The organism is Paenibacillus sp. LjRoot153 (genome assembly GCF_964253085.1).
GTDB lineage: Bacteria > Bacillota > Bacilli > Paenibacillales > NBRC-103111 > Paenibacillus_E.
This window is the reverse complement of sequence record NZ_CAXUQH020000001.1, coordinates 223584-246547: the sequence shown is the minus strand read 5'-3', so window position 1 is coordinate 246547 and position 22964 is coordinate 223584. Positions and strand designations below refer to the sequence as shown.

The 22964-nt window shown below is 47.6% G+C and carries 24 protein-coding genes and 1 pseudogene; all 25 read right to left on the bottom strand.

The genetic code is table 11. The features are described from left to right. Positions 1–137 precede the first annotated feature (137 nt). Positions 138–737 (bottom strand): S1 domain-containing RNA-binding protein, encoded by a 600-nt coding sequence (locus ACSQ8P_RS01075; RefSeq protein WP_057313299.1) that lies wholly within the window; start codon positions 735–737, stop codon positions 138–140. A 108-nt stretch (positions 738–845) separates the two neighbouring features. Further along, positions 846–1169 (bottom strand): FtsB family cell division protein, encoded by a 324-nt coding sequence (locus ACSQ8P_RS01070; RefSeq protein ID WP_056617947.1) that lies wholly within the window; start codon positions 1167–1169, stop codon positions 846–848. 15 nt (positions 1170–1184) lie between these two features. Beyond that, positions 1185–1760: a spore cortex biosynthesis protein YabQ gene (yabQ, locus tag ACSQ8P_RS01065; protein ID WP_436233523.1), complete on the bottom strand. Its 576-nt coding sequence runs from the start codon at positions 1758–1760 to the stop codon at positions 1185–1187. Beyond that, positions 1757–2044 carry a sporulation protein YabP gene (gene yabP, locus ACSQ8P_RS01060; RefSeq protein ID WP_056617955.1) on the bottom strand — a complete coding sequence of 96 codons (288 nt, stop codon included), beginning with the start codon at positions 2042–2044 and terminating at the stop codon, positions 1757–1759. Before yabP ends, yabQ begins: the two co-directional genes overlap by 4 nt. Positions 2045–2183: 139 nt before the next feature. Beyond that, positions 2184–2447 carry an RNA-binding S4 domain-containing protein gene (locus ACSQ8P_RS01055; RefSeq protein ID WP_056617957.1) on the bottom strand — a complete coding sequence of 88 codons (264 nt, stop codon included), beginning with the start codon at positions 2445–2447 and terminating at the stop codon, positions 2184–2186. Then, the gene (locus ACSQ8P_RS01050; protein ID WP_028557378.1) at positions 2447–2719 is read right to left on the bottom strand and encodes an HU family DNA-binding protein; all 273 of its coding nucleotides are present in this window, start codon (positions 2717–2719) and stop codon (positions 2447–2449) included. The genes ACSQ8P_RS01055 and ACSQ8P_RS01050 overlap by 1 nt, the downstream gene beginning before the upstream one ends. A 119-nt stretch (positions 2720–2838) precedes the next feature. Continuing rightward, entirely contained in the window at positions 2839–4365 is a 1527-nt protein-coding gene (mazG, locus tag ACSQ8P_RS01045) for a nucleoside triphosphate pyrophosphohydrolase (RefSeq protein ID WP_436233522.1), read from the bottom strand. Positions 4366–4614: 249 nt separating this feature from the next. Further along, positions 4615–6387, bottom strand: coding sequence for a putative polysaccharide biosynthesis protein (locus tag ACSQ8P_RS01040; protein WP_436233521.1), 1773 nt, complete (start codon positions 6385–6387; stop codon positions 4615–4617). A 134-nt stretch (positions 6388–6521) separates the two neighbouring features. Next, positions 6522–7064 carry a stage V sporulation protein T gene (spoVT, locus tag ACSQ8P_RS01035; RefSeq protein ID WP_056617966.1) on the bottom strand — a complete coding sequence of 181 codons (543 nt, stop codon included), beginning with the start codon at positions 7062–7064 and terminating at the stop codon, positions 6522–6524. A 244-nt stretch (positions 7065–7308) separates the two neighbouring features. Further along, on the bottom strand, positions 7309–8412 hold the full coding sequence (locus tag ACSQ8P_RS01030) for a foldase protein PrsA (RefSeq protein ID WP_436233520.1): 1104 nt from the start codon (positions 8410–8412) through the stop codon (positions 7309–7311). Then, entirely contained in the window at positions 8399–11920 is a 3522-nt protein-coding gene (mfd, locus tag ACSQ8P_RS01025; protein WP_436233519.1) for a transcription-repair coupling factor, read from the bottom strand. The genes ACSQ8P_RS01030 and mfd overlap by 14 nt, the downstream gene beginning before the upstream one ends. Positions 11921–11994: 74 nt before the next feature. Continuing rightward, positions 11995–12222 carry an anti-sigma-F factor Fin family protein gene (locus ACSQ8P_RS01020; RefSeq protein ID WP_310502535.1) on the bottom strand — a complete coding sequence of 76 codons (228 nt, stop codon included), beginning with the start codon at positions 12220–12222 and terminating at the stop codon, positions 11995–11997. Between the two features lie 135 nt (positions 12223–12357). After that, the gene (gene pth / locus ACSQ8P_RS01015) at positions 12358–12918 is read right to left on the bottom strand and encodes an aminoacyl-tRNA hydrolase (protein WP_436239426.1); all 561 of its coding nucleotides are present in this window, start codon (positions 12916–12918) and stop codon (positions 12358–12360) included. 169 nt (positions 12919–13087) lie between these two features. Next, positions 13088–13309 carry a hypothetical protein gene (locus ACSQ8P_RS01010; RefSeq protein WP_436233518.1) on the bottom strand — a complete coding sequence of 74 codons (222 nt, stop codon included), beginning with the start codon at positions 13307–13309 and terminating at the stop codon, positions 13088–13090. 255 nt (positions 13310–13564) lie between these two features. Further along, positions 13565–14962, bottom strand: a complete 1398-nt coding sequence (gene glmU, locus ACSQ8P_RS01005; protein ID WP_436233517.1) for a bifunctional UDP-N-acetylglucosamine diphosphorylase/glucosamine-1-phosphate N-acetyltransferase GlmU — start codon at positions 14960–14962, stop codon at positions 13565–13567. Between the two features lie 132 nt (positions 14963–15094). After that, the gene (spoVG, locus tag ACSQ8P_RS01000) at positions 15095–15379 is read right to left on the bottom strand and encodes a septation regulator SpoVG (RefSeq protein WP_028557369.1); all 285 of its coding nucleotides are present in this window, start codon (positions 15377–15379) and stop codon (positions 15095–15097) included. Between the two features lie 118 nt (positions 15380–15497). Next, entirely contained in the window at positions 15498–15881 is a 384-nt protein-coding gene (locus tag ACSQ8P_RS00995) for a RidA family protein (protein WP_436233516.1), read from the bottom strand. Between the two features lie 15 nt (positions 15882–15896). After that, positions 15897–16721 carry a pur operon repressor gene (purR, locus tag ACSQ8P_RS00990; protein ID WP_056617995.1) on the bottom strand — a complete coding sequence of 275 codons (825 nt, stop codon included), beginning with the start codon at positions 16719–16721 and terminating at the stop codon, positions 15897–15899. A gap of 195 nt (positions 16722–16916) precedes the next feature. Beyond that, a complete protein-coding gene (ispE, locus tag ACSQ8P_RS00985) occupies positions 16917–17771 on the bottom strand; it encodes a 4-(cytidine 5'-diphospho)-2-C-methyl-D-erythritol kinase (protein WP_436233515.1) in 855 nt (284 codons plus the stop codon). 294 nt (positions 17772–18065) lie between these two features. Further along, positions 18066–18236, bottom strand: a pseudogene (locus tag ACSQ8P_RS00980) (small, acid-soluble spore protein, alpha/beta type); the annotation flags it as partial. Positions 18237–18416: 180 nt separating this feature from the next. Beyond that, positions 18417–18692, bottom strand: coding sequence for a biofilm formation stimulator Veg (veg, locus tag ACSQ8P_RS00975; protein ID WP_028557365.1), 276 nt, complete (start codon positions 18690–18692; stop codon positions 18417–18419). Positions 18693–19165: 473 nt separating this feature from the next. Then, a complete protein-coding gene (gene yabG / locus ACSQ8P_RS00970) occupies positions 19166–20047 on the bottom strand; it encodes a sporulation peptidase YabG (protein ID WP_436233514.1) in 882 nt (293 codons plus the stop codon). Positions 20048–20103: 56 nt separating this feature from the next. Beyond that, entirely contained in the window at positions 20104–21012 is a 909-nt protein-coding gene (rsmA, locus tag ACSQ8P_RS00965) for a 16S rRNA (adenine(1518)-N(6)/adenine(1519)-N(6))-dimethyltransferase RsmA (RefSeq protein WP_436233513.1), read from the bottom strand. Positions 21013–21063: 51 nt separating this feature from the next. Further along, positions 21064–21597 carry a ribonuclease M5 gene (gene rnmV / locus ACSQ8P_RS00960; protein ID WP_436239425.1) on the bottom strand — a complete coding sequence of 178 codons (534 nt, stop codon included), beginning with the start codon at positions 21595–21597 and terminating at the stop codon, positions 21064–21066. A 117-nt stretch (positions 21598–21714) separates the two neighbouring features. Beyond that, on the bottom strand, positions 21715–22854 hold the full coding sequence (locus ACSQ8P_RS00955; RefSeq protein WP_436233512.1) for a ubiquitin-like domain-containing protein: 1140 nt from the start codon (positions 22852–22854) through the stop codon (positions 21715–21717). Positions 22855–22964 lie beyond the last annotated feature (110 nt).

The window sequence follows — 22964 nt, the reverse complement described above, 5'->3', positions numbered from 1 at the left end:
GAAACTACGCGCCGCATATGAGGGAGATACCCGTAACTCCATGTCGATTGATTTTCATTGTTTTTGCCGGACTTGTCGCACATGACAAAGAAAAAACCACATTCGCCTAAGCGAATGTGGTTCATCATCTGCATCTATTAGTCTCTTCTTCCGCCTCGGCCACCGCGTTTGGACTCGGTGTTCTTCTTCAAGGACGAAATCCGCTCTTCACTATCTTTGAGGAAACGAGATACTTTATCTTCGAACGAAAACGGTCTAGCTCCGCCTTGCTGCTTGTTAAAGCCGCCGCGACCACCACCGCCGCCGCCACGATTGAAGCCACCGCCGCCACCTGGACGACCGCCACTACCACCTTGACCACCGCTTGGAGGACCACTACGGTCTCCGCCGCTGCTTGGGCGACCACCTTGGTAACCGCCGCTTGGACGATCTCCACTAGGGCGACCTTGATAGCTGCTGCCACCTGTACGTTCAGGACGAGCTGGTCTTTCCTCAACTGGCTTGTCAATCGTTTGCTTGATCGACAGTCCGATCTTGCCATCCTTGTCCACGTTAATTACTTTGACCGTTACCTTGTCTTCCAGCTTCAAGTGGTCATTAACGTCCTTCACATAATTGTCCGCGATCTCCGAAATGTGAACAAGACCGGTAACTCCTTCAGCAAGCTCGACGAATGCTCCAAAGTGAGTAATCCCCGTCACTCTTCCCTCTAACTTGGTGCCAACTTCAATTGCCATAAAGTAAAATGTTCCTCCCTTAAAATGTTGAAAACACTGGCTACGCCGATTATAACCGATGCAGAAACCACGGTCAACACGGCATTCGCCACTTCTTCATAACGTTTCTTATTGCGACTTCGAGACACTTAGTGGCGTCTCTCCCGTTTTACTGTAATGAAAGTCCCGGCGAATGATCTGATCCAAATATTCGTCGTTATGCAGCCGTGCGATTTCCTTCGTCGTGAGAGCATTGATCTTCTGCGCTTCAACGAGTTGTTGCTCCATATTCGCTACGACACTTTTCTTCTCGTGCAGCTTGGCGAACTGCCCCCAGATGTTAACAGCAGCCCAGCTCAGAAAACATAAGACGATGATCAAAAGGATACGCAGTCTTCGCTTCGAGCCTTCCCGACTGATGCGCTTGGTTGAAACGGTTGCTTGAGCATGCATGAATAGGAAATCCTCCTACTTCGAGAATATCCTGCGATAAAGTGCAATGATGCGTCCCTTCAGCTTCTTCAACCAATCAGGGATCACCAAGTACTTATGCACAGGCTTAGTCATCCAGAGGAATAATCTCCACACAGGATAGAGCAATTGTAGCACAATTCTGTAAAGGAATATAGCTACGGCTAGCAAAAAGCCTAAAATTATCACCGTTAGACGATATAAGCCAATAATCGGTTTAATGATTAAAATTTCGACAGTCCTCGTAAGGAAGCGGTAAATCGCCACAATAATTCGTATGAGAATGAGTGTTAGACGAATGACAAGGGAACTAAGCAGAGCGAAATAGAAACAAATTCCGATCCCCATTCCAAGAAAAATAAAAATACGAACTTGTCCTTCATTACTGTAAATGAGCATCTTAAACACTAGGATTATCGCCACAATCCAATAGATGCTATCTACAATGGGGATGGTCCATCGCGGCAATCGCAGCTTGCCCGAGAGTACATGAAAAATATCGAACAGAGCCCCTATGCAAATTCCACTCAGGAACATCATGAAAATCGTCTGAAATTGAACGTGAAGCGTCACTTAAATAGCTTACCAAGAAACCCTTTGGATTTCTCCTGGGTATTCCCGTCCACATAGGCTAATTCATGAATAATACCTTCAATGGCGACTAATCCTTGCTCCAAGCTCAAGTTCTTGATGTGCAAATTTTGCCCCTTAATCATCAAGTAGCCCATTTCCGTTTCTAGGAGGAATTCTTCGCTATCAAAGCTTTCTACGTTCAAAACTCCTGATATTTCCAAGAGCTTGCGATTCAGCATCTTAATTTCTTGCCTTTTGTTGCTATTTTTCACAGGTTCAATCATGGCCTGTACCCCTCCTTCACCTAATCTTACGATATGGGAGGATGTCCTTTTTTAGAACCAAGCCTTGCATCCTATGCCTATAAAAAAAGAAGCCTGAAATCCCCTCTGCAGGAATCTCAGGCTACTTCATCGTTATGCGTTATTCGGATTGAAAGGGCTCTTCCTTCAGCAGCGTGTACATCTGCGCAGCGTCTTCCTTACGGGTCGACTCTGTCAAAAGTTCAACGCGAATCGTCACTTTCTTTTGACCGAACTGAATGGATAGCTCATCTCCAACTTTCACATGCGTACTCGCTTTAGCATCCCTACCGTTAATCCACACGCGTCCTTGGTCGGACACATCCTTTGCAACCGTACGACGTTTGATCAGACGAGATACTTTGAGAAATTTATCGATACGCATTATTTTACAGCGTCTTTAAGCTTGTTGCCCGCTTTGAAAGCAGGAACATTGGATTCTGCGATTTCGATTGGGTTGCCCGTTTGCGGGTTGCGACCTGTACGGCCAGAACGCTTACGAGTTTCAAATGTACCGAAACCGATCAATTGTACTTTATCTCCGGATGAAAGAGCGTCTGTCACTTCACCAAGGAATCCGTTAAGGACAACTTCTACGTCTTTCTTAGTAAGTCCGCTTTTTTCAGCGATGTTGTTGATCAAGTCTGTTTTGTTCATGTGTTTTTTTACCTCCCAAAATGTTTGAAGATCAGGTCTTCTATGTACCAACTGTGGTTACATTTCATGATTATACCTTGCAACAAGTCTAGTATTCTGCTTTTTTCGGCAAAATCCTTCTATCGTTGATCAAGTTTTATAACTTTTTTTGCTTCTTGCCAGTAAACTTCCATCTCTGATAACCCAGTTTGTTCAAAAGATAAGCCCTTTAAACGTAACTGTTCCTCAATATATGAAAATCTTTGCATAAATTTCCGATTCGTTTGTGCTAGCGCCTCTTCGGGGTCTACTTTGAGGAATCTAGCAACATTGACGATAGAGAAGAGCACATCCCCCAACTCGTCACGACGCTCCTGAGCCCCATCTTCAGCCCCTAGCGCAATCGCTTCACGCAGCTCAGCGAGCTCCTCTTCTACCTTAGCAAGCACATCATCTAGCTCTGTCCAGTCAAAACCGACCGTTGCCGCTTTCTTCTGCAGCTTCATCGCCTTCATCAACCCTGGCAATTCACGCGGAATGCCATCCAGCACAGACTGCCGCGTAACATCGATGCCTTTCTTCCGCTTCTCTTCGACCTTGATCGCATTCCAGTTAACCAAAGCCTCATCGGCATCCTCTGCCTTCGACTCCCCAAACACATGCGGATGACGGCGAATCAACTTCTCATTTAACGTAGCGATCACATCATACACGGAGAACGTGCCGATCTCCTCTTCCATTTGCGCATGCAGCATGACTTGTAAAAGCAAATCACCAAGCTCCTCGCACATGTGATCCGGATCATCTTCATCAATGGTTTCCAGCACTTCGTAAGCTTCCTCAATCAGATTCTTGCGCAGACTCTCATGTGTCTGTTCACGATCCCACGGACAACCTTCTGGGCTGCGCAGGGTCTGAACGATCTCATGCAGCTTACCAAATGTCCGATTGTACGGCCCTTCCTGCTCACTGCGTGGCACCCACACTAGAGACAGATTGCCATAACCTTTGACATGATCGAGCTCGTGGAGCGGAACTTCGATGATCTGCTCTTGACCTGCCACCCCCAAGGAGTGACCAACAACGACCTTATACTCGTCTGGATAGGCATCCATCAGGCTGATTTTTAAATCAGAGGCTGTGTACGTATCGTATACCTGCCCAATCACCGTATGCAGTTGTGGATTCAATGCATAACGGCTGATGCTCGTCGCATCCAGCAACTGGAAGCCATCGATTGGATCGAAACCAAAACGCAAGAAGGCTTGGTCTAAGAAGCTCTCTCCACCTGTAATTTGGAGTTCGATACCTTCAGATGGGCAGCGTTGTTTCAGTAATTGCACCGTGTACTCTGCCACCATGGGATGACCAGGGACAGCGTAAAGCACTTCAAGCGTATGGCTTTTCGCTGCAGTGATTAATTCTTCTGCAATAGACTCATAGACTCCCTCGAACGTCTCATTCGACACGTAATTCGCATCAAACGTTGCATATGGAATCTCGCCCACATCCAACAGTTGTACCATCGGATGGTCTTTGGTCCGTAGGAACAGCTTGGCTTGCGACTTCGCCGCTAGTTGAAGCTTCTTCCATACACCTAAGGTTAATTGATCTTCGTCTCCTGTCCCGAGTCCAAGGACGGTAATTCGCGGGTTGCTTGTTGACATGGGATGACACCTCCTGATTAATAGTTATAGCGAGTAATGCGGCGAAATTCGCCAGTTATCTTCATCGAGTTGTACTTTGTACAACATGAAATCGTGTTTCACGTGCTGTTGGGATAGTATGTTGTATTTTGTACAACAACTCTGCCCGAATTGAGCACAATCCGTTGATTCTGGGCTAAATTGTTGCACAGCATACAATATTAGCAAGATATTCACCAATTCGGCTCCATAACAACAGATCCCTCGCGGCTACTTATCACGATTCGTCAGCCTCAGCTTCGCCAGGACCGACGCCAGCTTCCGGTCCAGCTCCGGCATCAGCCGCAGCTCCTCGCGGCTGATGCTGCCGCTTCGCAGCAGCGCAAGCGCGTAGACGGCCGCGCCGCCGGCTACGCCAACCAAAGCGATGGCGCTAGCGCTCCATCGCTCAGGCACGTGCCATGCCGCGCTAGCGAGCATGGCCAGCCCTTGCAGCGCTGCGAGGCCGCCGCCCATCAGCCCCACGCCCAGCGTGGGACTGACGGCGTACGGCCGCAGCGCGAAGCGCACCCCGGTGCTGCGGCGCAGCTGCACCAGATTCAGCCCCGCCGCAGCGGCGTAGGCGATCACCGCGCTGAGCGCGGCGCCGTCGATGCCCCAGCGGGGCATCAAAACGACGTTGCCGAGTGCTTTCAGCACGATGGCAACGAGCAGGGCATTAGCCGGCGTGCGGATCGCGCCGGCGCCCTGGAGAACGCTGGCACTGACAGCGTTCAGGGTACTAAATAAAGCTGTGAAGGCCAACACGGCCATTGTCCAGCTCGCCTCGGTGCTCGTATAGAGCATCAGGTTAATCGGCACCGCCAGGAAGGCGAGGCCAAACGAGGCGCCAAGCCCGATCAACCATGCGAGCCTGACGGACATCTCCGCGCGAAAGCGGATAATATCCACTCGTCCGCTTATCTTAGCTTCCGCAATAGCCGGTACTAAGACAGCCGACATCGAGGAGGCCACCATCACGACCAGCTGGACAAGTGGAAACCCACGGTTATAGAGGCCGAACTGACGCATAGCCTCCAACTCACTGCCCAATGAAGCTTCCAGCAAACGAGGCATGGTGAACGTATCCACAAGCGTGAGCAGCGGCACGACAATTGCACCTAGGCAGACAGGGATCGCATATAACGTAATCCGTTTCGCCCATTGCCAAGATGAGATCACTTGCTCAGTCTCTAAGCCGGCTGCTATCGCTTTCTTAGCATCTTGCTCTGACCCTGGCTCCATTCCACCCTTTTGCTCGATAGACGCTGGCAACTCTGATCTCACATGCTTCACACGCAAAGAACGACGTTCCCTGTGCCAAAATACAGCCATCACGACAAGACCCGCTCCAGAGCCTGTTACAGAGCCAAATGTAGCCCCCGCTGCGATCCATGCCTCATCGTAAGCGAGCGCCACCAGATACAGCAATAGCGCAACCATTGTAATCACACGAATGAGCTGTTCGATGACTTGCGAGACTGCGGTTGGTACCATATTTTGATACCCTTGGAAATACCCCCGCAGGACAGCAAGAACGGGAGATAAGAGCAGAGCAAAGGATACACTGCGGATCGCTGTCACGGTTTGCGAAATGCCAATCCAACCGGCAATCGTCTCCGCACCGAAATACAACAGGAGAAATAAGAGAAACCCCGTACTCATTAATAGCGCAGATGAGACAACCACAATCCGTTTCGCGCCTGGATGATCCTCTTCGATGACGCGTTCGGCTACAAATTTAGACACCGCCACTGGAAATCCAGCCGTGGCTGCAAATAAAATCAAAATATAGAGCGGATAAACCGCATTATAAATGCCAAAAGCCACATCTCCAGCTACGTTTTGCAAAGGAATCTTCTGCAGCGTCCCTAGTAGCTTCGAGAGCACAGCCGCCCCCCCAAGCAGGGCAGCACCTTTTAACAGCTTGTTCCCTTGTTTACCATCACCATTCCTCTGGAGCCCTTCTTTCTGCTGATTTTGCTCCTTGAAGGTAGCCCTCATTCCGATTTACTCCTCTACACAAGCATGATTCCTATGTACGTATTATAGCGAAATCTGCCAGTTCAGACAAAAAAAGCTTCGCTTACAGATGCGTCACCATCTCCGTAAGGAAGCCTTCGTTTTGGATTATGTGTTCATTGCTCCATCTGCTTCGCTAGAAATCCAGCGGCAGTCTCGACCATTTTAACTTCCATATTCCCCATTTTCACATTCTCGTCCTTCGAAATCAGGATAACCGAACCAATGGGATCTCCCCCTGCTACAATCGGTGCAGCTACGAAGGAAGTGAAGGTTTCATTGGTATCTTTGATAATCTCAAATTGACCCGAGCTGCTTTCAATGACAGCCTTACGGTTCTCCATGCAAGACTCAATGATTGCCCCAACGGATTTCTCTAAGTAATCTTTTTTAGATCCGCCAGCCATAGCAATAATATGATCTCGATCCGAAATCAAGGCAACATGATTGGTGCTTTCAAACAGTGACTCCGCATATTCCTTCGCAAAATCACCAAGTTCACCAATTGGTGAATATTTCTTCAAAATAACTTCTCCATCACGATCCACGAAAATTTCCAAAGGGTCACCTTCACGAATGCGTAGGGTGCGCCGTATTTCCTTGGGGATTACAACTCTCCCTAAATCATCTATCCGACGGACAATTCCAGTTGCTTTCATACCTCTAGATGCCTCACTTTCCGCTTTCGAATTAGATACGACACGAGCATGAAACCTTGTATGCTAGATCGGGATTTGGTGGGAACTTGAAATCTATCCATAGTATTCTTCACTTCCCATTCTTCTATGCAGACGCCTCGACTAAGCAATTTACTTTATTTAGCTCTGCACCCTGCTGCGCTTATCATGTCCAAAAATGAGAAATAAAAACAGGATGTCCATTATCGGACATCCTGGTAAGTTCTTACTTTGCAGCTGGGCTTGCCGCAGGACTAGCTGCTGGACTAGTAGCAGGGCTGGCTGCTGGAGCTGGGCTTGCTTCTACTTTAGGAAGGTTATTCGTTTCGATCAATTTCGGATACTCAGTTTCTGCAAATTCAGACAAGGATTTCTCTGCAAGCTGAGATTTGATTTGCGTTTTAAGCGTATCGTCCAGTTGCTTCGTGCTTCTGGATTCTACTTTCATCACGTGATAACCGAAAGTGGATTCTACAGGATCACTGATTTTGTTCAATGGAAGCGTGCTTGCTGCATCTTTGAACTCTGTTACCCATTCATTGATGTTAGCATCTTTGTACGTACCGCCTGTATCTTTGGAACCTGGATCATCGGAGTATTCTTTAGCAAGCGCCGCGAAATCTCCACCTGCATCCAATTTCGCTTTCACTTCTTTCGCTCTTTTGAGAGCATCTTCCTTCGTACGAAGATCTGCTTGTGTTGCAGAATCTTTCAAGGAGATAAGAATATGGCTTACAGTTGCAATGTCAAACGCATGTGCTGCCGCTTGCTCTTTGTAAGCATCTTGAACCGCTTGGTCTGTGATCTTGCTTTCCATGCTGCCCATTGTATAGAAGCTTAATTTCATCAGGGACTCGATATCCTTCAATTCGATACCGTTGTCTTTCAACTGCTTGTCCATTCCGCCTTCTTGTTTACCGAAGTAGTCGGTGATGGCTTTCATTTGCTCAGTAACTTGTTTGTCAGCATCCGCTTTCACTTTGTCGTCCGCTTTAGCGGAAAGAACACGGAAAGTGACCATTTGCTTCAACATATCTTGTTGAAAAGCTGGATCTGCCAAGTATTGCGCTAATTGCGGGGAGAACATTTTATTCACGTTGATGAACGAATCGAATTCACCGCGTGTAATTTTTCCGCCTTCTTTGTACGTAGCAATAATATCGCTTGGATTACCTGTAGCAGCCGCTGATGCGGAAGGCGAAGCTGTTGCAGCGCCTTCCTTTTTGTCTCCACACGCGCTGAGGACAGAGAATGCAAGGACTACTGTCACCAAACCTAATATCCATTTCTTCGAAGTAAGTCGTTGTTTGCTAGTTTCATTTGGCAACATCCTGTAATTCCCCTTTCGTTTTCAGAACATCCTTATATTGTACCAAGAATTTCTCCAACAATTCGATGGAGGCTTCCGGCTTCATGCCTTTAAAGCGGATAACAATAAGTAGCTGCGGATCTGCGTTCAATTTGATACGACCATCAAAGGCTTTGGACAAAGCGAGCAGCTTCTGGCCATCCAGCCTGCCATTTTGGTCGATATGCACCTTGATTAGGTAATCCTCTCCTTTTTGGCTAATCGTTTCAATCCGGTAATCCGAACCGTATGCTTTCAAACGAGCCACTGTCAGTAGGTTGAACACGGCCTGCGGCAGATCGCCGAAGCGATCAACGAGCTCATCATGCAGATCCGCGGCTTCTTCCAGCGTACGAATGGCGGCCACTTTTTTGTAAATTTCGATTTTTTGCATGCTGTCATAGATATAATCAGATGGCAGATACGCATCCAATTGAATGTCGATTGACGTATGCCATTCCGGTTCTGGAATGACTGCTTCTCCATCTATCTCCAGCTTCAGCTTTGCAATTTCTTCAGCTAACATTTGCGAGTACAAATCAAAGCCGACAGATGCAATAAAGCCGTGCTGTTCAGCACCCAATAAGTTTCCTGCGCCACGAATGGATAAGTCCCTCATCGCAATTTTAAAGCCTGAACCAAGTTCTGTAAACTCTTTAATCGCTTGAAGTCGTTTCTCGGCTACTTCTGTCAGTACTTTATCACGCTGGTACGTGAAATACGCATAAGCGACGCGATTCGACCTGCCTACACGTCCGCGCAGCTGGTAGAGCTGGGAAAGGCCCATTTTATCCGCATCATGGACAATAAGTGTATTCACGTTCGGGATGTCTACGCCGGTTTCAATAATGCTCGTGCTGACGAGAACATCGTACTCCCCGTCCAAGAAATCGAGAATCGTTTTCTCGAGCTCCTGCTCACCCATTTGACCATGTGCTACGGTTACTCGTGCATCCGGAATCATCATCGAGATTTGATCAGCGATTTGGGTAATGCCTTGCACGCGATTGTAAAGATAATAAACTTGCCCCTCACGCGCTAGCTCACGCTCGATAGCTTCTCTAACCAGCGTCGGCCCGTATTCCACCACATAGGTCTGAACTGGGAAGCGGTTCTCTGGCGGGGTTTCAATGACCGATAAGTCACGAACGCCCAGCATGGACATATGCAAGGTTCTTGGAATTGGCGTCGCAGTTAGCGTAAGCACGTCCACGTTCGTCTTCAGACGTTTGAGCTTCTCTTTGTGGGACACGCCAAAACGCTGCTCCTCATCCACGATGAGCAAGCCTAGATCCTTAAACTGAATATCTTGCGACAAGAGGCGGTGAGTACCAATCACGACGTCAACGACGCCTTTCTTGACCCCTTTCATGACCTCCGTCTGTTCTTTCTTAGAACGGAAACGACTTAATACTTTCACATTGAACGGATAGCCAGAGAAACGCTCTCGGAAAGTTTCATAATGCTGCTGCGCCAAAATCGTCGTGGGCACGAGAACAGCAACCTGCTTCCCATCAATCGCTGCCTTGAAGGCTGCACGAACGGCAACTTCGGTTTTGCCATAACCAACGTCTCCACATAACAATCGATCCATGGGACGTGCTTTTTCCATATCGGTTTTGATTTCTTCAATAGCACGAAGCTGATCCCGGGTTTCATCGTAAGGGAACATCGCTTCAAACTCATTCTGATACGAGCTGTCCTTACTAAATCCGTAACCCGTCGCAGCTTGACGCTCGGCATACAGCTTAATCAACTCATCTGCAATATCTTTGACAGATGCGCGTGCCTTGCTTTTTACCCGCGCCCAATCAGCGCCGCCTAGTTTATATACCTTCGGTTCCTTCTCTTCAGAACCGACATATTTCTGGATCAAATCAATTTGATCAATCGGAACAGACAGCTTATCGCCGCCGGCGTACATAATATGCAAATAATCCTTATGAATCCCGCCAACCTCTAATGTGCCGATACCTACGTATTTCCCGATGCCGTGATTGACGTGAACAACGTAGTCGCCGACCTTCAGCTCTTGATAGCTTTTGATCCGTTCTGCGTTCTCCAGTTTCTTCTCCACTTTACGTGCCTTACGCTGCTTCTGAGTGAAAATCTCACCCTCTGTAATCACGACGAGATGAATGGAAGGCATTTCGAATCCCGTTTGCAGATTGCCATCTACAATCTCAGGAACTTCAATCTGGTAGTCGCCAAGAACGCGACGTACACGTTCTGCACGGTCATCTCCATTTGCTAAAAGAATGACCTTACTGCCATTCTTCTTCCAGCGCTCCATCTCTGCCTTGAGGAGATTCATCTGCCCATGGAAGTTTTGCATAACACGACAAACGAAGTTAACGATATTCTGCGGCTGAATACCCGCTACCTGACGAAGGAAAAGGGACACATACAACGTCGGGAACGGTCTGCGGTGCAGCAGGGTTTCGTAAGATTTGGACAGCACAAAAGCCGGCAAGCTCTTCCCCTCAGTTAACGCATGCATCATCCACTCGGCTTCATCACGCTCAAGCTGCTTCGCTGTTTCCAGGAGGCGGGCAGGCTCGTCGATAATGAGAATCGAGTCTTTGGGCATGTAGTCCATGAGCGTCTGTCTTTCCGTGTATAGGAGAGAAATATATTTATAAATGCCTGGGAACGTCTGGCCCTCTCGCATAAGCTCGATATCGCGGCCTACGACCTCTAACAGCTTGTCTTTGGCTGAGCGCTCGGTCATCTTCGCCAATTGCGCCTGCAGCAGCTCATATGCGTGCTGTGCCGCCGACTGTAACCGCTTTCTATCCGCTTGAATCTCGCGGCATGGAGGGATCGTCACCGTTGTTAGTTTATCAATTGACCTCTGGTCACTTACATCGAAAGTCCGAATAGAGTCTACTTCGATATCAAAGAGCTCAATCCGAATCGCATTCTCCGACGTTAACGGAAATAAATCGAGAATACCGCCTCGCACACTCATTTCGCCTTTGGTTTCAACGCGTTCAACCCGTTCATAGCCTAAGCTGGATAAGGAGGCTAGCAGCTCGTCTAATTGAACCGTGTCACCGACATTAATCGTTACTCGGGATTCTTCGAACACCTGTTTAAGTGGCAGCAATCTTCGTACGCCAGCAAATGGCGCAATAACTACGCCGCGGAACCCGCCAGCCAGTTTGGTGAGAACGTCAATACGCTGCGCTAGCATCTCCGGGCTTGAAGCCGCTTCTTCCGTAGTCAGAAGCTCTTGAGATGGATAGAGCAGCACTTCGTCAGGGGACAGACACTCCAAGAGGTCTTCCGCTATTTTTTGAGCAGCGAACATATTGTGCGTAACAACGAAAAGCGGACGCTCAAGCTCACGCGCAAGTGAGGCCAGCATGATTTGCCTGGAGGAGCCAGTTAAACCGGCAATGAGCTGCTCTTTCATTTCGGACTTGAGGCCTGTCACGATCGTTTGAAAGTCGGAATCCGCAGAAAAAGCTTGAATTAAAGCTTGCAAACAAGTACACTCCCCTCACAAAAAGAAGCCTCGGCACACTTGCCTCGGCTATTAACTCTTTATCTTCATCATAATTATTGCAACGGACTGGCTAGCAGGGATAATTCAGGGTTTGCTTCTAATGCCTCATGACAGTAGTCGCAAACGACCCTAACCGTAACATCTCCGTTCGTATTATACGATATTATATCTCTACGCTCATCAGGGGTCAAGAAATGGAAGCCTAACTGCTGCTCGGTAATCGCATGCTGATTAATTTCCCCAACAAAGGTATGACAATGCCTGCAAATATACTTGATCATATGTATGCCTCCTTCGACAATTCGATTACATCCTAGTATGACCATTCTTCGGAATAATTAGCCGAATCTGCCATTGTCATTTTCGAATAGGGAGCTTACATATCATCATATATACAGCAGGTTAACGTGATGTGATTATTTATTAAACTTAGCCATCGTTTTCTCGAAGGACTCGCCCAAACTAAATTCCATGGCATCACAGGTTAAATCCAGTACATCGTTTATGGACTTCATCTCCTCTTTGGAAAAGTTAGACAGCACATAATCCGCAATGTTATAACCTGGTGCCGGGCGATTCACACCAATCCGAATCCGATTAAAGATCTGTGTGCCCCCATGCTGAATAATGGACTTAATACCGTTATGTCCGCCTGGGCTCCCTTGATAACGAAGACGAATTTGACCGAAGGATGTGTCCATATCATCATAAACAATCACGACGTCTTCCAATTTCGCTTTATAGAAATCAAGGAAGGCTCGCATGGATTCACCTGAAAGGTTCATGTACGTCATTGGCTTCAGTAAATACACCTTCGTCCCGTTCACATTACCTTCTGCGAGCAGCCCCTTCCCTTTATTCTGAAAAGAGGTAATCCCCCACTTGGCGGCAAAGCGATCAATTGCCATGAACCCAACATTGTGCCGATTTAGCTCATACTGCTTTCCCGGATTTCCCAGTCCGATAAAACATTTCATAATTTTCAAAATCCCCCCATAGATAAACGAATACGCCGTCTTTCGAAGGACAGCGTGTTTGTCAAGGTTGACTAGAAAGTAAAAATGAAAACTTTCTATTTCAACTAGCGATAAACTAAAAAACCTTTGCGGAACCCGCTTCTAAAGGTTATTGTTTACAATATACCTGTTACCTAATGATATCCATCCCATAAAAGCTGTAGGTGATAAAAGAACGATGTATCTTCATGGACAACAGCTTACAGAAGATGATCATTTTCAAGATCATATCGATGCGGACGTCCCCGTCCAAGTATACTATCAAAATCTGCACAAGGATATAGGCTTCGTTGAAATGTACAACCGTCATTTCGTTAAGATTAATCGTATCTTTTATAGCAGAAAGAAGCATACTTTTGTTTCGCGCCCGGGATATTAAGCGCTTTCATTGAAGGGACAGCTGTGACTCTCCCAGCTCTTCAACCGTCTTATGACTGCTGCAGGCGCACTAGCACGAGAAAAAGAACCTCTATCGGTCTCGCTCAGCCTGGACGCTTCCACGTAAACCAGGCTGAGTGGGCAGCACTTCATTTCTAGCGTACCCCGCCTCAAGAGGTTCCATTCCTATTGCTTAACTACTCCGTCGTATATGTTAACACGCAGTTCATCAACGACCTTTATTTTCTTTCTTCGCCTTCATCCGCGCTTTAATTTTATCAGCATAACCCGCTTTATTCTCTTGTCGTACACGAGCGATAGCTAGATCACCTTCGTTCACGTTATGTGTAATCGTGGTGCCAGCAACCACATAAGCTCCGTCCCCGATTTTCACAGGCGCGATCAAATTGACATTGCTGCCCACGAACGCATTATCGCCGATTTCTGTCAGGTTTTTATTAAACCCATCATAATTCACCGTTATGGCACCGCAGCCGATGTTCACATTCGTCCCAACTACCGCGTCACCTACGTAACTCAAATGAGAAACCTTCGTTCCTTCACCTAGCGTCGCATTTTTGATCTCAACGAAGTCGCCAACTTTCACTTGCTTGCCAAGCTTAGCACCAGGCCTTAAATAGGCGAATGGCCCAACGGATGTTTCACTATCCACATAAGCCTCTTGAAGAACGGATTGCTTAATTGTTACTTCGTCCTGAATCGTGGAATCGATGATTTCAGTTTGCGGTCCAATGGTACAAAGCTCACCAATCTTTGTGTTTCCGCGCAAAATCGTACCTGGCAGCAGAACCGTATCTGCGCCAATCGTAACATCCTTCTCGATGTACGTATTCAGTGGATCAATAATCGTAACCCCGTTCAACATATGCCCGCGGTTAATCCGCGCTTTGAACAGTTGCTCCGCTTCGGACAATGCCACACGATCGTTCACGCCAATCGATTCAGCTGGATCTGCCATACAGTAACCTTGCACAACTTCGCCAGCGCTGGTCATAATCCCGATAACATCGGTTAGGTAGTACTCATTCTGTACATTCTTGTTCGTAACTGACGCCAGTGCATTGAACATTTTGCGATTATCAAAAATGTACGTACCCGTGTTAATCTCCTGAACAGCCGCTTCCTCTTGTGTGCAATCCTTCTGCTCAACGATTCGAGCAACGGCTCCGTCTTCTCCGCGAATAATACGCCCGTAGCCTTGAGGCTCACCTAGCTTCGCAGTCAAAATTGTCGCCGCTGCACCCGATTGTTGGTGCAGCTCAATCGTCTCTTTCAGCGTAGCTGCTGTAATAAGGGGAGTATCGCCGCAAATGACAACCGTCATTCCCTCTTCCTCACCAAGCAGATCCTTTGCCTGAAGCACCGCATGTCCCGTTCCTAGTTGCTGCTCTTGCAGCGCATACTGGGCACGATCCCCTAAGTAGCCTTTTACAGCCTCCGCACCAAATCCAACCACCACCACGGTTTGCGTTACTTCTATATGTTGCAGCGTATCCACAACGTGACCCACCATCGGCTTACCAACAACCGGATGAAGCACCTTGTATAGCTTTGATTTCATTCGTTTCCCTTGTCCTGCAGCCAACACAATTGCCATGAGCTTCAACGAATATCCAACTCCTTTATAATGAATTCATGATTTCTCTTTATATCTCTAAACAATGAGTTCTTCCCCCAATATAGCATCATTACCTGCGAAAAGAAAAGAGAGCCCTAAGGGCTCTCTCAATAATCTGAATTATGCGCCTTCTTCAATAACTTCCTCTTCTACAGCCGCGCGATCGTATTCAGCGAGTACTGCTGCTTGAATTTTCTCACGAGTCGTGGACGAAATCGGATGAGCGATATCGCGGAATTCACCATCTGGTGTTCGCTTGCTCGGCATAGCAACGAACATTCCGTTATTGCCATCGATGACACGAATGTCGTGTACGACGAACTCGTTATCAATGGTAATAGAAGCAATCGCCTTCATCCTCCCCTCGGAGTTTACCCGGCGGAGTCTTACATCTGTAATTTGCACTTGTGTTCACCACCTTTTTCCATCTCTGAGACTTGGGTGATATATTCAACATCTCCATGCAAATTCCTTCTTATTTTTTTGAAATTTTTGATAATTTAATGTGTTCTTAATGTTTCTGTTAAATTTCGACAGGAATCACAGCAATTAGTTCAATTTCGACAAAAACATCACGTGGTAATCTCGCAACTTCAACGGTAGATCTAGCAGGTTTGTGATCACCGAAGTAGGTAGCGTAGATCTCATTCAGCTCGCCGAATTGGTTCATATCCTTCAAGAAGACAGTGGCCTTCACAACTTGCCCGAAAGATGAACCCGCTGCTTCAAGCACGCCTTTCAAATTTTCAAAAACTTGAACAGCCTGTTCCTTGATGCCGCCTTCTACGATTTGACCATCTAAGCCTAACGGGATTTGTCCGGAAGTGAACAACAGGTTTCCCAGTTTTACCGCTTGTGAGTAAGGCCCAATAGCAGCAGGTGCTGCTGAAGTTGAAATGAGTTCCATCTTTAGAGTTCTCCTTTATTTCGAATCAAAATAGTTGCCAGGCTCTACCGTAATTTGTTTCGTCTTGGAGTCTACGCCATATAACCGAGCTAGTGACACGTAGTTATCCACCAACTGCTCCTCGGCCTCGCAAGATTCCATGAATACGCCTACGCCTTGCACGGTCGCTTTAAACTCCGCCAACAGGTCCATCATGCCATGAATCGTTCCGCCAACATGCATGAAGTCATCGATGATCAGCACCTTGGATTCTTCCTTCAGTGCGCGCCTTGCTAATGACATGGTCTGGATCCGCTTGTTGGAGCCCGACACATAGTTAATGCTAACGGCCGAACCTTCCGTCACCCGGCTGTCTCTACGTACGATAACAACAGGCAAATTCATATAGGTGGCCGTCGCGTAAGCAAGCGGTATCCCTTTGGTTTCAACGGTCATAATCACGTCCACGTCGCGACCAGCGAAAGCGGATGCAAAGGTTTTGCCAATTTCGTTCAAATACTGGGGCTGTCCCATAATATCTGACATATACAAATATCCACCCGGAAGAATCCGTTCTGGTTGTTGAAGTTGCAAACATAGGTTCTGGATAAACTTCAGTGATATTTCTTTGGGTACCTTCGGTGAAAATTTCACGCCTCCGGCTGCTCCGGCCAGCGTATTCAGTTCGCCTAATCCTTCTTCTTCAAAAACTTCCTTAATGATGGCAAGATCTTCGCTTATGGAAGATTTCGCGGAGTTGTAACGCTCGGCAAAAGTCGTTAAAGGGATTAACGAGTGGGGGCGAAATAACAAATATTGTGTCATTTCTACCAGCCTAGCGCTCCTTTTCAACTTTTTCATCGCACTACCCCCCAAAATCCGAATATTATAATGAAAATATACCACTTTTATACGTATTTGTTCAAGCTAACCATGAAAAATATGTTAACACAAACTTAACATATATCTAACATCAAGTAGGATTCACGATCCTCCCTTTCCATTATACCCCTTTAGATGAAAAAGAGCCCCATCACGGGGCTCAAATAAGCTTCTTTAGGTCAGCATGCGCACAGCATAAACATCCTTACAAAAGCCTCGCAGCCCGTTATAGATGCGAGGCACTTTCGCCTCCTTGGAAACAAGGCCAAAGACGGTTGGCCCGCTGCCCGACATCAATACACCGTCTGCACCTAAGCGCTGCATACACTCTTTCAGATGTCTGACCTCTGGATACAGATCCAGCGTCACTTCCTCCAGTACATTGCCTAGATTATCGCACAAACGATCGAACTGCTTGTCCCGTATCGCACTTAATACACCCGCCGTGGAAGGATGATGCTTGATTTCACGCGCGTTCAGCTTTCCGTAGATCTCTGAGGTCGATACATTAATAGGAGGCTTCGCTAGGACAACCCAGCACTGAGGTGGAGCCGTGATATGCTCCAGCTTCTCGCCACGCCCTGTTGCAAGAGCCGTCCCTCCTGTCACACAGAAAGGCACATCCGAGCCTAGCTCTGCGCCAAGCACCTGAAGCTCCTCATTTGGGATATTAAGGTTCCAGAGACGGTTGAGACCTCTCAGTGTAGCCGCTGCGTCGCTGCTCCCGCCAGCCAAACCTGCAGCCACAGGTATCCGCTTGTCCAAGTGAATATAGACGCCCTGTTTGACGTCATAGCGGTCTTTAATGAGACGCGCAGCCTGAAAGGCTAGATTCTTCTCATCGAGTGGAATATACCCCGCCTGACTCGATATGATAATCGTGTCACGCGCCATCTCCTGCATTTCGATCCGATCAGCTAAATCCACCATCGTCATAACCATCTCAACTTCATGGTAGCCGTCTGGCCTTTTATGTAAAACATCAAGAGACAAATTAATTTTAGCCGGTGCTTTCTCAAAAATCTTCATCCGATCACCTTCTTTTGCTCGTTAGCCACCCCGATATTATAACAAAAGCATAAAAAAAAAGCTAAAGCATTTGCTTTAGCTGTAATACGGACGTTGCGTCCCTTGTCCGGACTGCTGGTAAGACTGCTGGTAACCAGTCGGCGGATAATTCATAGGACCCGTTTGTTGCTGATGATGACTGTTATATGACGGTGTATAGTTTGTATTGCCCTGTCCGTTAAATGCTGGCTGACTAGCAGTCGTCTGACGATAGTTAGACGGGGTGGTCTGCACGTTGTTCGGAGCTGAAACGTATTGCTTGGCCAGATGCTCCTGTGCAATTTGAATTGCCCGCTTCACCATATTCCCTGCATCCTTCGTGCGAATCCCTGACCAGCCTTCTCGCTGTACAACATCGTAGAAACCAAGATCCTTCGCTAGCTCGTATTTAAAGTTCTCAGACATCACACTTCTTCTTCGACTCATACCAAATCCTCCTTATCATTTGCGCACAATGAACGCTGCAACCATCATAAGCAGTGATTGATGACGATTTCTATTAGTATGCCCTAGTATTTGAGGGATCTATGCTAAAGGTTAGATAAAGGTCAGATACAAAGCAAAAACAGACCACAAGGGCCTGTTCAATATCGGAACGCTATTAAGCTAATGCTGTATGTAAGTGATGCGAACCTGACCATCATCGTTGCATACGGTAACTTCGACGGACTCGGTGAGGATATCGGCGTAGCTGTATGACACTCGTTTGAAGGCGTGGGATTCTTGATCTAATTTCACAATAAACACAGAAGGGTAGGTTTCTTCTAAAACACCGGAACGCTCGACAGTCTTACGACGGCCGCCATTCGCTCTCAACATGATCTTCTGCCCAACATGGGGCTCCAAACTGCGTTTGATTTCCAATAGCGCATTTTTTGCCATTGTCAACTACCACCTCTTTCCTAGTCAATTATAACCCATTCACCCCATCATGTCAAATGAGGTCAAATATTATATCAGCACCATAATCCCGTTGTCAACGGCATTTTTATAGGTTTTCTGATTTCCCCTCCCTTCAGGTTGTCACCAATGTTCGCAAATTATTCACACTTTTCCAGTTAAGGAGAAACTTCTTCCCTAGAAGTTACGAACATTGAGCAAACACAGGCAAAATAAACGTCTACGCCGTCCTTCAAAGACGGAGCGTTTATGAAGAAATATAGTTAAAGTAAAACTTTAACTCATATATTTGATCAACAGCCTGCTGAGGACAAAAAAAAGAACACTTTCTGTCATCCTCCCATACGGAGTTCATGACAAGAAAGCGTTTCTTTGAATCGCACAATTCAGGTAGGCATTCACTCGTATAAAATGTCTACAAACCATATTTCGTCCTCTTGGGGCGCCTAATTCAGCTACACAGACTCTTCTGTGTGCTGAATACCAGGAACACCCATCCGATAACTGCCGCGCGTCTCAACCCCGCCTAGCCCTTCTAGGCCTGTCACCGTCAAATCCATAATATCCAACATCGAAATTGTTTCTCTTGTTGGGGTATAGGATAGCTTAGCAGCGATGCATAGCGGATCTAAGGCGTGAATGAGTATGCGCGCAGGAGAACTAGCAAAATTAGCCCCAGCCCGCAATAAGGCTTCGAAATGCGACTGACAAGCGCCTGCCACAATAATTAAAGAATCACGATTCCTCTCATATTGTCTGGCTACACGAACCGCATTCACAAAGTTTTGGGAATTCTTATAGCTCGACAGATTACTTGGGCTCACGCTTTGTCGATTTTTTAAAATACCATCATGACCCGTAATGACGACAATGTCCGGTTTATATTGAGGAAGCAATCTTTGCAGTGCTTCCGCCATTTGCGCCTCAGGAATGAAGAAACCTTCTGCCGGTACGCGTAATTCGCCGTAGAGCTGCATACTTTTTCGCAGATAGCTCGGATCGCCATCCAAGTGTAGGACTCTCCCTGGCACTTCAAAATAGCTGTTATGAGTCGGTTGTGACTTTTGTTTATGGTTGACGGCTATTTGATTCTTCTCCTGCAATTGCACTTGGGACACCGCCAGTCGACGCAGCGACTCACGAAATTCAGGCGAGCTTGACCGTGGATGATCTAAGGTCTCCTTAGGATTCGTTTTCGTCAGATCCGTGAGCGGCGCATCTGCTAGTAACCGAAAATCGACACCCCTCAGAATGGCCTTGAGATGTTCAATTCGTTCAATTTTAAACACGACGTCGCCGCCATAGGAAATACGGGTAACAAAATCTCCTTGCCTCATCGCACAAATCCCCTCCTAAGGGTATCCTATGGCGAGACTAGGCATTTGGTGCGGGTTTATTTGCAGCCGTGCGCACGAAGTGCCGTTGATAAGCGTGCGAACTCTTCCATGCTGAGCGTTTCGCCTCGGCGTGAAGGCTCGATCTGAATGCCGTGCAGCAACGCTTCCAGCTCAGGCTTGTTCTCTTTCGTAAAGAACCTCGCCGCGAGGTTGTTATAGAGTGTTTTGCGACGCTGAACGAAGGACGCTTGGACGACAGCGAAGAAGAAGTCCACGTCCGCCACTTCGACTGGCGGCGTTTGACGCACTCGCAGTCGAATGACAGCGGAATCGACGTTCGGCTGTGGCACAAAGACGGTGCGAGGCACGATGGTGACAAGCTCCGGCTCGCAATAGAACTGCACGGCAATGCTAAGGCTGCCGTAGTCCTTGGTGCCCGGGCGAGCCGCCATGCGGTCGGCCACTTCTTTTTGAATCATCACGACGATATTCTCCAGGGGAAGCTTCTCTTCAAGAAGCTTCATGATGATCGGCGTCGTGATGTAGTAAGGCAGGTTGGCGACAACGCTGACGCCTTCCATGCCTTCGAAATGCTGCCGGAACAGCTCCGGCAGGTTGGTCTTCAAGATATCCCCATGAACGACAGTGGCATGGGGGTAAGGCTCCAGCGTCTCGTCCAGGATGGGCAGCAGACGCTGATCGATCTCGACGGCCAGCACGCGGCCAGCGAGCTTGGCTAGCTGCTGTGTGAGCGCGCCGATGCCGGGGCCGATCTCAAGCGCAGCTTTCGTAGGCCCGAGCTCAGCGGCCAAGACGATTTTGCTCAATATATTTTGATCAATCAAGAAGTTCTGGCCCAAGCTTTTTTTCAGCACGAGACCATTTTTCTTAATAATTTGTTTTGTTTTACTGGGTGTTGCTACATCTTCTGCAGTCACAACTACTTCTTGCCCGGATATCGTCATAGGTTAGACCTCATTATCTATTAGGTTCTCTTTCTCGTCATTCAGGTGTGTTCAATTCAAATGTTCGAGCGCCGCCTCAAATTCCTCTCGCGAAATCTGAAACATCGCACAACGCTTATAAAATTGCTTGCCATTGCAATAACCAATGCCCAGCGCATTGCCTACGGCCAAGCGGCGAGCTGCCGCATCCGGATGCACGATGAGACCGGCAGCGATCAGGTCCTCCATCGTCAACTGCGAGACTGCCGCATCATACTCAGTTCGCAGGCTCTGAAGCGCCTGGCGGATTGTCTCTGGCGTCGCATTCTCGACGCCGATGTCGCCTTTATACGCAGCTTGCTCCTGCGTAATGAAGGCATGCTTGCAGCCAGGCACCTTGGCTGCCACGATTTTGCGAATCCGTTCCCCTGCGTGATCCGGATCCGTGAATATTATGACGCCTCTGCGCTGCTGAGCCAGCGCAATTCGCTTGAGTACGGCTTGTCCGATAGCGGAGCCGCCTGTTTCTATCGTATCCGCCTGCACAGCCCGCCTGATAGCAGCTGTATCGTCCTTACCTTCCACTACGATCATTTCTTTTATCATCACCGTTTTCCTTCCCCAGTACGCAGAAAAAGAAGAGGGGTCTCCTCTTCTTTCGCGCAGGCAGATGCCAAGCTACGTGTATTTAGTAGTGTTCCCGCCGGAACTACCGTTTACACGTTAGTTTTGGGACGGTTTTGTAGGGCCAACCACATACACGGTGTACCCTTGCTTCGTGCCGAATTTATTTGCATAACCGTGATCTTCGTAGTAAACATCGATCATTTGGCCTTTCACGGCGCTGCCAATATCCTCAGCACGACGGAAACCAATCCCTTCAATGTACACCCACCAACCAAGCGGAATAACCTTCGGATCGACGGCAATTGTACGCCCTTCAGTCACGGTAGTACCTGTGTAGGTTTTACCATACCCAGAGGAGCCCTCAGTTTTGCCTGTCGACGCAGCGTCCGCTGAATAAGCAGTAAGCTTCACGTTTTTGAGAATTTGTTTGTAGCCGAATGTCACACCGTTCTTGGAAACCTCATCCACGCTCGGCGAAGAGGCAGAGAGCACAACCACGGGATTTTTCGTGCCTACCGATACTACTTTTTTAACACTTTCTGTTTGTACTTCTTCACCCACAACTGCTTCCGCGACTAAAACACCGTCCTCGAAAGTCTTTTCTTTCTTCTTGACCAATACGCCTTCTTTACCTTCTTGGACTACTTGCTCTTTCCCTTTAAGTAAAGATGCGTCATTCTTTTTCTCTGTCTCGAATGCGATCGGTTCAGAGACTTCCTCCGTCTCTTTTTTCACACGGACGATCTTGATTTCATCGCCAGTTGTAAGAGCGGACGTCGGTTCGGGAGAAATTCGATCGTTCTCCCCAAGTGCAATATTTAAACGTTGCAATGCACTTTCTACCGTTCTTGCAGTTGTGTAAACAGTGGTGGTCTTTCCATCAGCAGTCAATTGAATCGGTGAGGCATGCTCGATAACAATTTTGTCTCCACCCTTGAGCTTGGTCGTGAGTGAAGCTGAAATTTCATCGTGCTCACCAATCGTTATGGCTTGTTCATCCAGTAGGCGTTGCAGGACCCATTGCTTCGTGTGCACAATAGTTTCTTGTCCATTAACAACCACGGATACGCTCTTGGTAGCCGTTCCGTACAACAACACCAAAAACATGAAAGTCATTGCGATTGAGATTATAGCTAGGCTTAAAATCAAACGCAAGTTTTCATGCTTCCATCGCAATGCGAAGGACATGCTGGATGATCGTTTTACATGGGTCTCGCTAATTGAGATACTGCCCACTTCTTCGGTCCTCCTTCAAAGCCTCGCCGCCAGGTTACAGCATGATTAATTTGACGCGACTAAGGTTTTTAGTTTAACTTAACACGCTCGCCATCATCAGCCTTGTTGCC